Origin of the sequence: Streptomyces corynorhini, from assembly GCF_003346515.1 — a bacterium.
In the GTDB taxonomy this organism is placed as follows: domain Bacteria; phylum Actinomycetota; class Actinomycetes; order Streptomycetales; family Streptomycetaceae; genus Streptomyces; species Streptomyces corynorhini.
Genome location: NZ_QQNA01000019.1, coordinates 1 through 12,712 on the forward strand (window position 1 = coordinate 1; position 12,712 = coordinate 12,712).

12 protein-coding genes and 1 pseudogene are annotated in these 12,712 nt (G+C 70.7%); 6 read left to right on the forward strand and 7 right to left on the reverse strand.

Going from position 1 to position 12,712, the window contains the following annotated elements:
- From DVH02_RS03250 to folE, 5 genes and pseudogenes are all read left to right on the forward strand, one after another.
- Positions 1-264 (forward strand): zinc-dependent metalloprotease (locus tag DVH02_RS03250; RefSeq protein ID WP_199566149.1); only part of this gene is annotated, 264 nt, incomplete at its 5' end.
- A gap of 187 nt (positions 265-451) precedes the next feature.
- A pseudogene (tilS, locus tag DVH02_RS03255) lies at positions 452-1,476 on the forward strand (tRNA lysidine(34) synthetase TilS).
- A gap of 68 nt (positions 1,477-1,544) precedes the next feature.
- Positions 1,545-2,105 carry a hypoxanthine phosphoribosyltransferase gene (gene hpt, locus DVH02_RS03260; RefSeq protein ID WP_114622138.1) on the forward strand — a complete coding sequence of 187 codons (561 nt, stop codon included), beginning with the start codon at positions 1,545-1,547 and terminating at the stop codon, positions 2,103-2,105.
- A gap of 233 nt (positions 2,106-2,338) precedes the next feature.
- Positions 2,339-4,366: an ATP-dependent zinc metalloprotease FtsH gene (gene ftsH, locus DVH02_RS03265; RefSeq protein ID WP_114622139.1), complete on the forward strand. Its 2,028-nt coding sequence runs from the start codon at positions 2,339-2,341 to the stop codon at positions 4,364-4,366.
- A gap of 125 nt (positions 4,367-4,491) precedes the next feature.
- Positions 4,492-5,097: a GTP cyclohydrolase I FolE gene (gene folE / locus DVH02_RS03270; protein ID WP_114622140.1), complete on the forward strand. Its 606-nt coding sequence runs from the start codon at positions 4,492-4,494 to the stop codon at positions 5,095-5,097.
- Positions 5,098-5,134: 37 nt separating this feature from the next.
- On the opposite strand, the gene DVH02_RS03275 is transcribed toward folE, so the two are convergent.
- The 6 genes from DVH02_RS03275 to DVH02_RS03300 all read right to left on the reverse strand — a co-directional run bounded on the left by DVH02_RS03275 (position 5,135) and on the right by DVH02_RS03300 (position 10,128).
- Positions 5,135-5,638 (reverse strand): DUF3180 domain-containing protein, encoded by a 504-nt coding sequence (locus tag DVH02_RS03275; RefSeq protein WP_114622141.1) that lies wholly within the window; start codon positions 5,636-5,638, stop codon positions 5,135-5,137.
- 76 nt (positions 5,639-5,714) lie between these two features.
- On the reverse strand, positions 5,715-6,329 hold the full coding sequence (folK, locus tag DVH02_RS03280) for a 2-amino-4-hydroxy-6-hydroxymethyldihydropteridine diphosphokinase (RefSeq protein ID WP_114622142.1): 615 nt from the start codon (positions 6,327-6,329) through the stop codon (positions 5,715-5,717).
- On the reverse strand, positions 6,326-6,685 hold the full coding sequence (gene folB, locus DVH02_RS03285; protein WP_114622143.1) for a dihydroneopterin aldolase: 360 nt from the start codon (positions 6,683-6,685) through the stop codon (positions 6,326-6,328). Before folB ends, folK begins: the two co-directional genes overlap by 4 nt.
- Positions 6,686-6,860: 175 nt before the next feature.
- Positions 6,861-7,319 carry a nuclear transport factor 2 family protein gene (locus DVH02_RS03290; RefSeq protein ID WP_114622144.1) on the reverse strand — a complete coding sequence of 153 codons (459 nt, stop codon included), beginning with the start codon at positions 7,317-7,319 and terminating at the stop codon, positions 6,861-6,863.
- A complete protein-coding gene (folP, locus tag DVH02_RS03295) occupies positions 7,316-8,176 on the reverse strand; it encodes a dihydropteroate synthase (RefSeq protein ID WP_114622145.1) in 861 nt (286 codons plus the stop codon). The genes DVH02_RS03290 and folP overlap by 4 nt, the downstream gene beginning before the upstream one ends.
- Positions 8,177-8,268: 92 nt before the next feature.
- Positions 8,269-10,128, reverse strand: coding sequence for a phosphatidylglycerol lysyltransferase domain-containing protein (locus DVH02_RS03300; protein WP_233518015.1), 1,860 nt, complete (start codon positions 10,126-10,128; stop codon positions 8,269-8,271).
- Between the two features lie 192 nt (positions 10,129-10,320).
- Between DVH02_RS03300 and DVH02_RS03305 the strand changes: the two genes are divergently transcribed.
- On the forward strand, positions 10,321-11,436 hold the full coding sequence (locus DVH02_RS03305; RefSeq protein ID WP_114622147.1) for an alpha/beta hydrolase: 1,116 nt from the start codon (positions 10,321-10,323) through the stop codon (positions 11,434-11,436).
- Positions 11,437-11,484: 48 nt separating this feature from the next.
- On the opposite strand, the gene DVH02_RS03310 is transcribed toward DVH02_RS03305, so the two are convergent.
- Positions 11,485-12,657: an ABC transporter ATP-binding protein gene (locus DVH02_RS03310; RefSeq protein ID WP_114622148.1), complete on the reverse strand. Its 1,173-nt coding sequence runs from the start codon at positions 12,655-12,657 to the stop codon at positions 11,485-11,487.
- Between the last annotated feature and the right edge of the window lie 55 nt (positions 12,658-12,712).

The window sequence follows — 12,712 nt, forward strand, 5'->3', positions numbered from 1 at the left end:
GTCGCCGAGATCCGCGAGAAGTTCCAGCAGCGCAGGGCCAGCGGCGCCGGGCGGCTCGACCAGGCGCTGCGCAAGCTGCTCGGCCTCGACGCCAAGCTCCGCCAGTACCGGGACGGGGAGCGGTTCGTACGCTCCGTGGTCGAGGAGGTCGGCATGGACGGCTTCAACCGCGTCTGGACCTCTCCGAACACCCTTCCCACCAAGGCGGAGATCGCCAAACCGGCGGATTGGGTCGCGAGGGTGCACCGTAAGGCCGATTCCTGACCCGAATCGCACCCTTGGCAGAAGGACGCCCCAGGTATCACCCATCCGAGGGACCGTGGGTGAGGGATAGGCGTGCAATGCTCGGGTAATGGCTCGGTTCTGTCACCATCGACGCACTCTGAGTGACGTTCTCCGTCCTTACCTCGACCGAGGCACCCCCCAAATAACCTCACGAAGGGCACCGGATATGGGTCCCCATCCTGCGGTCGCGGCGNNCCCCACGCCACCCCCTCCGCCCCGGGCGAACCGCCGCTCGTGCTCGTCGCCTGCTCCGGCGGCGCGGACTCCATGGCGCTCGCCTCCGCCCTCGCCTTCGAGGCTCCCCGGCTCTCCGTCCGCGCGGGCGCCGTCACCGTCGACCACGGCCTCCAGGACGGCTCCGCCCTCCGCGCGGCCGAAGTCGTCGCCCGGCTCGGCGCGATGCGGCTCGACCCCGTCGAAGCGGTCGCGGTGACCGTCGGCTCGGCGACCAGGGCGGCGCACAGCGCGCCGACCGCGGGCACCGGCGGACGACCGGCGGGCGGCGGCCCCGAGGCCGCCGCCAGGGACGCCCGCTACGCCGCGCTCGACGCCGCCGCCGAACGCCACGGGGCGGCCGCCGTCCTGCTCGGCCACACCCGCGACGACCAGGCGGAGACCGTGCTCCTCGGCCTCGCCCGCGGCTCGGGGACCCGCTCCCTGTCCGGCATGGCCGCCGTCACCGGGGCGACGGGGCGCTACCGCCGCCCCTTCCTCCAACTCGACCGGCAGACCGCCCGCAAGGCATGCCTGGTCCAGTCGATCCCCGTCTGGGACGACCCCCACAACGCCGACCCCGCCTACACCCGCTCACGACTGCGTCACGAAGGGCTGCCCGCGCTGGAGAAAGCGCTCGGCAAAGGAGTGGTCGAGGCGCTGGCCCGCACCGCGCAGCTCTCCCGCGACGACGCCGACGCCCTCGACGGCTGGGCCGCCGACGCCGAACAGGGCGTCCGGGACGAGGCGGGACAGCTGGAATGCGCCAAGCTCTACGCGCTGCCGCCCGCGGTGCGCCGCCGGGTGCTGCGCAGGGCCGCCATCGCCGCGGGCTCTCCCGCGGGCTCACTGTTCGCCCGGCACATCGAAGAGGTCGACCGCCTGATCACCGGCTGGCGCGGCCAGGGAGCCATCAATCTGCCCGGCCGCGTGGAGGCCAGGAGGCAGGGTGGCAGACTGGTCATCCGGCAGGGCTGAAGCGCGGATGCACTACGGCTGTGTCTCCGGGGCCGCTGGTTCCGGACCTCTGGCCGACGAAGAAAGCGATGCGGGTGGACGACAAGGACATGGGCAAAGACCTCCAGTCGGTGCTCATCACCAAAGAAGAGATCGACGCGAAGCTGGCCGAGCTGGCGGCGAAGATCGACGCGGAGTACGCGGGCAAGGACCTCCTGCTGGTCGGGGTCCTCAAGGGTGCCGTGATGGTCATGGCCGACCTGGCGCGCGCCCTGTCCACCCCCGTCACGATGGACTGGATGGCCGTCTCCTCGTACGGGGCGGGCACCCAGTCCTCCGGCGTGGTCCGGATCCTGAAGGACCTGGACACGGACATCAAGGGCAAGCACGTCCTGATCGTCGAGGACATCATCGACTCCGGTCTGACGCTGTCGTGGCTGCTGTCCAACCTCGGATCCCGGGAGCCCGCCTCGCTGGAGGTGTGCACTCTGCTCCGTAAGCCGGATGCCGCAAAGGTCGCGATCGACGTGAAATGGATCGGCTTCGACATTCCCAATGAGTTCGTCGTCGGATACGGCCTGGATTACGCGGAGAAGTACCGCAACATGCCTTTCGTCGGCACGCTCGCGCCACACGTCTACGGCGGCTAGCGCCTGTCCGGACGGGCCGGCCGCGCCCCGGTGGGGCAAAGCGTTACCGAAAGGCTTCGTCGTGGCCGGGAACCCCAGCCCTCTTCGCACCGTTGGAGGATGGGAAGACTGGTTTGTCAGCCGTCCCGTGCGGTCGCGGGCCATGATGCTGGGGTACCGTCCGAAGAACACTCTTTTCTCACAGCAGCATTTACCTACGGGCAGGAGGGACGGGGCGACTTCGCCTCGTATGGATGGACGTGAAGCGATACTTCCGTGGGCCGGTCATGTGGATCGTGCTGGCCGTCCTCGCCGTGGTCGTGCTGATGAATGTCGTCGGCTCGGGCAGCGGCTACAAGACGGTGGACACCGGCGAGGTCGTCCAGGCGATCAGCAAGAACCAGGCCGAGCAGGTCAAACTGACCACCGGTGACGACCAGGTCATCAAGGTCGACCTCAAGAACGGCGTCAAGGTCAAGGGCAGCGACAAGATCCAGGCCAGCTATATCGGCAGCCAGGGTTCCCAGCTGGCCCAGACACTTCAGACGAAGTTCCAGAACGGCGACATCTCCAAGGGCTATACGGTCTCGCCGACGAAGCAGAGCCCGTTCCTCTCGGTTCTGTTCTCGCTGCTCCCCTTCGTGCTGATCGTCGTGGTCTTCCTGTTCCTGATGAATCAGATGCAGGGCGGCGGCTCCCGCGTCATGCAGTTCGGGAAGTCCAAGGCCAAGCTCATCACCAAGGACACCCCCAAGACCACGTTCGCCGATGTGGCGGGGTCCGACGAGGCAGTCGAGGAACTCCACGAGATCAAGGAATTCCTCCAGGAGCCGGCCAAGTTCCAGGCCGTCGGCGCCAAGATCCCGAAGGGTGTGCTGCTCTACGGCCCGCCCGGCACGGGCAAGACCCTGCTGGCCCGCGCCGTCGCGGGCGAGGCCGGCGTCCCGTTCTACTCGATCTCCGGCTCCGACTTCGTGGAGATGTTCGTCGGTGTCGGCGCCTCCCGGGTGCGCGACCTCTTCGAGCAGGCCAAGGCGAACGCTCCGGCGATCGTCTTCGTGGACGAGATCGACGCCGTCGGCCGGCACCGCGGTGCGGGCCTCGGCGGTGGCCACGACGAGCGCGAGCAGACGCTCAACCAGCTGCTCGTCGAGATGGACGGCTTCGACGTGAAGGGCGGCGTCATCCTGATCGCCGCCACGAACCGTCCCGACATCCTCGACCCGGCGCTGCTGCGCCCGGGACGTTTCGACCGGCAGATCGCGGTCGACCGCCCGGACATGCAGGGCCGGCTGGAGATCCTCAAGGTCCACCAGAAGGGCAAGCCGGTCTCCCCGGACGTCGACCTGGGCGCGGTCGCCCGTCGTACGCCCGGCTTCACCGGCGCGGACCTGGCGAACGTGCTGAACGAAGCGGCGCTCCTGACGGCGCGCAGCGACAAGAAGCTCGTCGACAACCACTCCCTCGACGAGGCGATCGACCGCGTCGTGGCGGGCCCGCAGAAGCGGACCCGGATCATGTCCGAGAAGGAAAAGAAGATCACCGCGTACCACGAGGGCGGCCACGCCCTGGTCGCCGCGGCGTCTCCGAACTCCGACCCGGTGCACAAGATCACGATCCTGTCCCGCGGCCGGGCTCTGGGCTACACCATGGTCCTGCCCGACGAGGACAAGTACTCGACCACGCGCAACGAGATGCTCGACCAGCTCGCGTACATGCTGGGCGGGCGCGCGGCCGAGGAGCTGGTCTTCCACGACCCGACCACGGGCGCGGCCAACGACATCGAGAAGGCCACGGCCACGGCCCGCGCGATGGTCACGCAGTACGGCATGACCGAGCGGCTCGGCGCGATCAAGTTCGGCGGCGACAACACCGAACCGTTCGTCGGCCGTGAGATGGGCCATCAGCGCGACTACTCGGAAGAGGTCGCCGCGCTGGTCGACGAAGAGGTCAAGAAGCTCATCGAGACCGCGCACAACGAGGCGTGGGAGATCCTCGTCGAGAACCGTGACGTTCTCGACAATCTGGTCCTGGCACTCCTGGAGAAGGAGACGCTCAACAAGGAGCAGATCGCCGAGGTCTTCTCGACCATCGTCAAGCGTCCCTCCCGCCCGGCCTGGACCGGCTCGTCGCGTCGTACGCCTTCGACGCGCCCGCCGGTGCTCTCGCCCAAGGAGCTGGCGCTCACCAACGGCGCGGCCGGTTCGAACGGCGGGCTTCCCGCGGTGACGACCGGCGAGACGCCGACCGAAGCGGTTCCCGAGGACCGCCCGGAGAGCTGATCCGGGCGCCCCGCCGGGCCCGGAATGGAAGCCGCGTCCCCCAGGTTCTAGCCTGTGGGGGCGCGGCTTTCGTATGTCCGTACGGAAGAGCCCCGCATCAGGCACGGCACAGGAACGAGGCACACATGACCGACCCGGTGACGCTGGACGGCGCGAGCCCCGTCCGCGAGTTCGACGTGAAACGGGCCGAGGACGCCGTGCGGGAGCTGCTGATCGCCGTCGGCGAGGACCCGGACCGCGAGGGGCTGCGGGCCACTCCCGGCCGGGTGGCCCGCGCGTACAGGGAGATATTCGCGGGGCTCTGGCAGAACCCGGAGGACGTGCTGACGACGACCTTCGACCTGGGCCACGACGAGATGGTCCTCGTGAAGGACATCGAAGTGATGTCCTCCTGCGAACATCATCTGGTCCCGTTCACCGGCGTCGCCCATGTCGGCTACATCCCGTCGGCCGACGGGAAGATCACCGGGCTGTCGAAGCTGGCCAGGCTGGTGGATGTCTACGCCCGTCGCCCGCAGGTCCAGGAGCGGCTGACCACGCAGATCGCCGACTCCCTGATGGAGATCCTCGAACCGCGCGGCGTGATCGTCGTGGTCGAGTGCGAGCACATGTGCATGACCATGCGTGGGGTACGGAAGGCGGGCGCCAAGACGATCACCTCGGCGGTCCGCGGCCAGATGCGATCGCCCGCCACCCGCGCGGAGGCCATGAGCCTGATCATGGCCCGCTGACGACCGCCCGGCCGGTGCCGGGCGGGCCCGGCGCCCGTTACGCCGCCGGGCCCGCCGGGGCCGCGCCGTTGCCTCCGTGGTCGTCGTCCGAGTCGTCGGGGAGCTTGCAGACGTGCTCCAGGAAGAACGCGGCGGCGATCACCGCGATGCCCGCCAGGACCGAGAAGCCGGCGTAGATGGCCTGGTCGCGGCGGACGGGGATGTCCAGGGAGCCGAGCAGGAAGACGCCCGCGCCGCCGTAGACGCCGCTGACCAGGGCCGCCACCAGGGCGCTCGACTGACCGAAGACGACCGCGCGGGCCGCCATGAGCGGGTCGACGCCCCTGGCGTCGGGGCGGCGCTCGCGCTGGGCGCGCAGCCGGGAGCGCAGGGAGAGGGCGGTCGCGGAGAGTACGGCGGCGATCGCCGCCAGCACGATGGGCGCCGCGAGGGGCACGCTCGGCAGCGTGCCGAACGCGTCCCAGAGGCGGGCTGCGGCCCACGACAGCACGCCCGCCACCACGAACAGGCCGGCGAGGACGCCGATCCGCAACTGCTTCACCGAGAAAGTCCTCCGCCTCGCGCCGTACTCATCCGTTCCGCACCGATCTTGGCGAGCCTACTTCGCCGTACCACGACTACTCGGGCAGGCGCAGTTCCAGATCGGCCCGGGGGTGTATGCCCGCGCGGCCGATCGCGGCCAGCAGCTCCGCGACGGGACCGCGGCCAGGGACGAGGGCGCCCGGATCCACGTCGTGCCACGGGGCGAGGACGAAGGCGCGCTCGTGGACCCTCGGGTGCGGCAGGGTGAGCAGCGGGTCGTCCGACACGACGTCCGCGTACGCCACGATGTCCACGTCGATCGTGCGCGGCCCCCAGCGCTCCTCGCGGACCCGGTCGAAGGCTTCCTCGATGGCCTGGCCGCGCTCCAGCAGCGAGGACGGCGGCAGCGTCGTCCTGATCACGGCGACCGCGTTGAAGTACGACGGCTGGGAGCCGGGGTCCACGCCCCAGGGCTCCGTCTCGTACACCGGGGAGACCGCCTTGACCCGGAGGCCCGGCGTGTCCTCCAGGGCGTCGACGGCGCCCTGGAGCGTCTCCAGCCGGTTGCCGAGGTTGGAGCCGAGGGCGACCACGGCCCACTGCGGATTGGACAGCGTGCTGTCCGCGGCGTCCACCTGGGCGACCACCGAGGCGGGTACCGGCTGAACGGTCGGGTCGCTCTGCGGCCCGCCGGCGGAAAACACAGTCATACTCGGCTCCGGGTGATGGTGACGGTCACATCGTCGAAGGGCACCGTGATCGGTGCGTCGGGTTTGTGGACGACCACTTCGACCTCCTCGACGCCGTCGTGTTTCAGGCAGCGCTGCGCGATGCGCTCCGCCAGCGTCTCGATCAGATCGACCGGCTCCCCCTGGACGACCTCCACGACCTCCTCGGCCACGATCCCGTAGTGCACCGTCTTCGTCAGGTCGTCGGCGGCGGCCGCGGGACGGGTGTCGAGGCCGAGCACCAGATCCACGATGAAGGTCTGGCCCTCCTCCCGCTCCCGGGGGAAGACGCCATGGTGCCCACGGGCCTTGAGGCCGCGCAGCGCGACACGGTCCACGCGAATCACTCCTGCTGTCGTTGGTCGTCGGGCACCCGGCCGCGTACGGGCGGCTCCGTACCCTCTTCCGAATCTACCCGCGGGCACCGACAGTGCTCTCCTGCGGGGTGCGCCCGGGGCAGCCCGCCCCTACCCCGCGCGCACCGGGGTCAATCCACCGGAGGGACCCGCCCACTCACGCGGGTGTCTCGTCGTCCGGTTCCTCTTCGGTCTCGGCCAGTACGGGCGAGCCGTGGTGCGACCACAGCTTCCACCCCTCGGAGGTGCGCCGGAACACGTTCGTCGCGACGACCAGCTGGCCGACGAGCGGGCCCAGCTCGCCGCTCTCCTCGGCCGGGCCGCCGCTCAGGATGTTCTCCGTACAGGTGACCAGGGCGGTGTCCGAGCTGACGGACACCTCGACATCGGTCAGGAAGAACTGGATGTACTCCGTGTTCGCCATGATCAGGGCGTACGAGCGCAGCACCTCGCCGCGGCCGGAGAGCACGGGCCAGCCCGGGTGGACGCAGGAGACGCCGTCGTCGTCGCCGTCCAGCCAGAGCCCGGACAGCGATTCGAAGTCGCTGCGCTCCATCACCTCGTAGAAGGTCGTGTTGGCCAGCTCGACCTGCTCGGTGTCGGTGCGCGCCGTCATTCGGCGACCTCCACCGCGCGCGCGACCCGTACCGCGTCCGCCGTCGCCCGTACCTCGTGGACCCGCACCGCCCAGGCGCGCTCGCGGGCGGCGAGCGCGGAGACGGCGGCGGTGGCCGCGTCCCGTTCGCGGGCGGGCGGCGGGGAGCCGTCGCCGTCCGCGAGGACATGGCCGAGGAACCGTTTGCGGGACGCCGCGACCAGCAGGGGACGGCCCAGGGCGCGCAGCTCGGCCAGGTGGGCGAGGAGCGTCAGATCGTGTTCGGCCCGCTTGGCGAAGCCCAGGCCCGGATCGACGACCAGGCGCTCGGGCGCGACACCGCCGTCGATCACCGCGTCCATCCGGGCGCGCAGCTCGGCGAGGACCTCCGCGACGACGTCCGTGTAGACGGCGCGGCTGTTCATGCCGTCGCTGAAGCCGCGCCAGTGCATGACCACGAAGGGCACGCCCGCCGCCGCGACCGCGGGCACCATCGCCGGGTCGGCGAGCCCGCCGCTGACGTCGTTGACCAGGGCGGCGCCTGCGGCGACCGCCTGCTCCGCGACCGAGGCGCGCATGGTGTCCACGGAGACGGTGACGCCCTCGGAGGCCAGGCCGCGCACGACGGGCACGACCCGGCGCAGCTCCTCGTCCTCGTCGACCCGGGACGCGCCGGGCCGGGTCGACTCGCCGCCCACGTCCACCAGGTCGGCGCCCTCGGCGGCCAGCCCGAGCCCGCGTTTGACGGCGGCGGTGGTGTCGAACCAGCGCCCGCCGTCGGAGAAGGAGTCGGGCGTCACGTTGACGACCCCCATGACCGCGCAGCGGTCCCACCGGGGGAGCCCCTCGACCGTTCCACGCCCGCGCAAGCTACTCATATGCCCACCCTATGGGGTGTCCGGTGACCCGGCCGGGGGAAGTCCCGCGCTGCTCCGCGACATGGCCGGGGAGCGGCGTCCCGGGCTCCGGTCTACGCCGTACGGATCTCGTGATCGGACGGGGTGCGGGCGTTCGGGTGGCTGCCCGGCCGGTCACGGTGGTCGCGCCCGCCGCTGCCGAGGCGGCGCAGCGGACGCGGCAGGGCCAGCGTGACGAAGCCCTCGGCCTGCATCGCGGCGAAGCCGATCCTGGGCAGGTCGCCGGTCGAGCGGAAGATCACGTACCGCGGTTCCCAGCGCGGCTGGAACTTGGCGTTGAACTTGTACAGCGACTCGATCTGGAACCAGCGCGAGAGGAAGACGAGCAGCCCCCGCCAGCAGCGCAGCACCGGTCCCGCGCCCAGCCGCTCGCCCCGGGCGAGCGCCGAGCGGAACATCGCGAAGTTGAGCGAGACCCGGACCACACCCAGGTGGGGGGCGGCGTGCAGGGCGGCGACGATCAGCAGCTCGTTCATGCCGGGGTCGGCGGAGCGGTCGCGGCGCATCAGGTCGAGGGACATGCCGTCCGTGCCCCACGGAACGAAGTGGAGGACGGCCTTCAGGTCGCCGTAGGGGCCGGGCGTCTCGTCGCCCGGCTTGTGGGCGGTGGCGATCACCGAGTCGCCGTCGGCGGGGTCGCCGATCCGGCCGAGGGCCATGGAGAAGCCGCGCTCGGTGTCGGTGCCGCGCCAGTCGTCGGCGGCGCGGCGTACCCGCTCCAGCTCGCCGTCGGAGAGGTCACGGACGCGCCGTACCCGCGTTTCGTAGCCGGCGCGCTCGATGCGCTTCACCATCTGGCGTACGTTCCGCATGGCGCGTCCGTGCAGGGAGAAATCCGGCACGTCCACCACCGCTTCGTCGCCCAGCTCCAGCGCGTCGAGGCCGGTCTCCCGGGTCCAGACCTCGCCGCCGGTCTCGCTGCACCCCATGACGGCGGGGGTCCAGGAGTGCGACTTGGCCTCGTCCATGAAGCGTTCGATGGCGCCGGGCCACGCCTCGACGTCGCCGATGGGGTCGCCGCTGGCGAGCATCACGCCGGAGACGACGCGGTAGCAGACGGCCGCCTTGCCGCTGGGGGAGAAGACCACGCCCTTGTCGCGGCGCAGGGCGAAGTGGCCGAGGGAGTCGCGGGCGCCGTGCCGGTCGAGGAGGGCGCGCAGCCGCCGCTCGTCCTCCTCGGTGAGCCGGGCCGCCGGGTGCTCGGGCCGGAAGGCCAGGTAGATGGTGGTGAGGGCGGTGAGCAGACCGAGGGCGCCGAGCGAGTAGCCGACGGTCCAGTCGACGCTGCCGCTGTACTCGACCGGTCCTTCGAGGCCGAACAGGCCGTACAGCACGTGTTCGAGACGGTCGGTCAGGCTGGGGTTGCCCACGGTCCGGCGCGGATGGACGCTGACGATCACCAGTCCCAGGCCGATGGAGCCCGCGCCCATGAGGACGAAGTTGGCGAGCGCCCGCCACCGGCTGCGGGGGTCGGGCAGCGCCGCGAACTCGCCGCGGTGCCAGACCAGCAGCGCGAGCAGGGTCAGCGAGAACACGGCGCCGAGGACCGAGTGCCGGTAGCCGAACTGCGCGACGGCACCGGCCGGCAGCAGGATGACGGCCGCGCGCCAGGCGCGTCGTTTGCGGCGCTTGAGCCCGTGCGCCAGCAGCAGCAGGAGTACGCCGGCGCTCAGCGCGAGCGCGGCGGCGAAGGGGCCGAGCGCCCCCGGCAGCACCTCGGCGAGGGTGTGCATCCGGCTGTGCCGGAAGCGGGGGAAGACTCCGGCGGCGATGTCGATCAGGCCGATGAACGCGCAGGCGGTACCGACCAGCGCCGGTACGGAGTCGGGGCGCGGGCCGCCGAACAGCCGCCGCGCCCGGTCCGGCAGACGCCCGGTCAGCGAGCCGGTCGGCGCGCTCGACGAACGATTCATCCGATCCGGAACCGATCCCGATTTATCCCCATCTAGCGTCACAGACATCGCTTCCCGTGGTTCCGCGAGAGAGTGTGGTGTCCGGTTCGCTGTTTCGGTGCGGGCCGGACATTTTGCGACCTCTAGGACGTGGCTTTCGGGGTGCGGGTTCCGCTGTGTTCGGGAAAATCTCACGGAAGAGCTTCGGTCGACATGGGTCTTACCAGCCGTAAAGTCCTGGCTCTGGCGGTCGTGCTGGCCGTATTGCTGTTCGTTCTGACCGTCTGGCTGTGGCCACGGCTGTCCCGCCGTACGACACGGGCCGTGGCCGGGCGCGTCGGGCTGCTGTTCGCCACGCAGGTCTCCATCTTCGCGGCGGTCGCGCTCGTTGCCAATCAGTATTTCCTCTTCTACGGGACGTGGGGGGATCTCTTCGGCCAGGAGCAGCAGCTGGGGTCGGTGGTGGGCCGGGCGGCGGCCGACGGCAAGAACGTCACGGTCATGGACACCCAGCACGCGCCCGTGCCGGGCAGCCGCCGGCCGTCGGTCTCCGGGCAGATCCAGAAGATCGCCGTGAGCGGCCGGAAGTCGGGGATCGACAGCACCGCGTACGTCTACCTGCCGCCGCAGTACTTCCAGCCGCAGTTCAAGAGGCAGAAGTTCCCGGCGGCCGTGGTGCTCACCGGCTACCCGGGCGTGGCGGAGAACCTGATCAAGGGCCTCAACTATCCGACGACCGCCTGGCAGCTGGCCAAGGCCGACAAGATGCAGCCGATGATCCTGGTGATGCTGCGGCCCACCGTGGCACCGCCCCGGGACACCGAGTGCGTGGACATCCCCGGCGGTCCGCAGACCGAGACCTTCCTCGCCGAGGACGTGCCGACGGCGGTGTCGCAGGCGTACCGCGTGAAGGACGTGCCGCGCAGCTGGGGCGTCATCGGCAACTCCACCGGCGGCTACTGCGCGCTGAAGATCGCGATGCGCCACCCGGAGCGGTTCTCGGTGGGCGTCGGGCTCTCCGCGTACTACAAGGCGGCCGAGGACCCGACCACCGGCGACCTCTTCCAGGGCGACAACAACCTCAGGAACCGGTCGGACCTCCTGTGGAGCCTGGACCACCTGCCGCAGGGCGAGACGTCGCTGCTCGTCACCAGCTCCAGGAAGGGCGAGCGCAACCTCAAGGACACCGAGACGTTCATCAGCAAGGTCAAGGAGCCGTCCCAGGTCTCGTCGATCATCCTTCCGAGCGGCGCGCACAACTTCAACACCTGGCGCCGGGAGATCCCGCCGGCCCTGGTGTGGATGAGCGGACGGCTCAGCGGCGCCTGACCCGCCCGCCCGTGCGGGCCGGCCGCCTGACCGGCCCGCACGGGCCGGTCAGGCGGAGGCCACCTTGCTGACGGTCTCCAGCTCCACCTCCGTACGGGGCACGGCCCGCACGTCCGCGTCGATCGACCGGCGCAGCGCCTCGTGCAGCCGGGCCGGGGTGAGGACGCCGAGGAAGCGGCCCGTCTCCTCCTTGTCGATGACGGCGATCCACCCGGCGTCGTGCTGGAGCATGGTGGCGAACGCCTGCTTGAGGGAGGCGCCGACCGGCAGCCACGCCTCCATCCGGCGGGCGTGCTCCCGTACGGTCCCGGAGGCGCCGGTGCGGTCGGTGGAGATCCAGCCGTGCAGATTGTCGTCCGAGTCCAGTACGACGGCCCAGCGCGCGCCCTCCTCGGCGAGCCGGGCGGAGGCCCGCCCGAGCGGGTCGTCGAGGTGGAGTACGGGCGGCTGTTCCAGGTCGCCCTCCTCGATGGGGGTGACGGAGAGCCGCTTGAGGCCGCGGTCGGCGCCCACGAAGTCCGCGACGTACGGGGTGGCGGGCGCGCCGAGGACGGCGGCGGGGGCGTCGAACTGTTCGATCCGGCCCTGGCCGTAGACGGCGATGCGGTCGCCGAGCCTGACGGCCTCCTCGATGTCGTGCGTGACGAACAGCACGGTCTTGTCGACCGCTTCCTGGAGCCGGAGGAACTCGCTCTGGAGGTGGTCGCGCACCACGGGGTCGACGGCGCCGAAGGGCTCGTCCATCAGCAGGACGGGCGGGTCGGCGGCGAGCGCGCGGGCCACCCCGACGCGCTGGCGCTGGCCGCCGGAGAGCTGCTCGGGGTAGCGGTCGCCGTAGACCGACGGGTCGAGGCCGACCAGGTCGAGGAGTTCCGCGGCGCGCTCGCGGCCCTTGCCCCGTTTCCAGCCAAGGAGGTGCGGGACGGTCGCGGTGTTCTCCAGAACCGTCTTGTGCGGGAAGAGCCCCACCTGCTGGATGACATAGCCGATCCGGCGCCGGAGCTGGACCGGGTCGATGGCCGCTATGTCCTCGCCGTCGAGGAATATCCGTCCTCCGGTCGGTTCGATCAGCCGGTTGACCATTTTCATGGTGGTGGTCTTGCCGCAGCCGGAGGGTCCGACGAGCGTGACCAGTTCACCGCGCGCGACCTCGAAGGAGAGATCGTCGACAGCGGTCGTGCCGTCCGGGTACCGCTTGGTGACGTGCTCGAATCGGATCATGGTTCCCCATTGTGCTGCGAGTTGTGTGAAGGCCATGTTGCTGGAATGTGGCGGG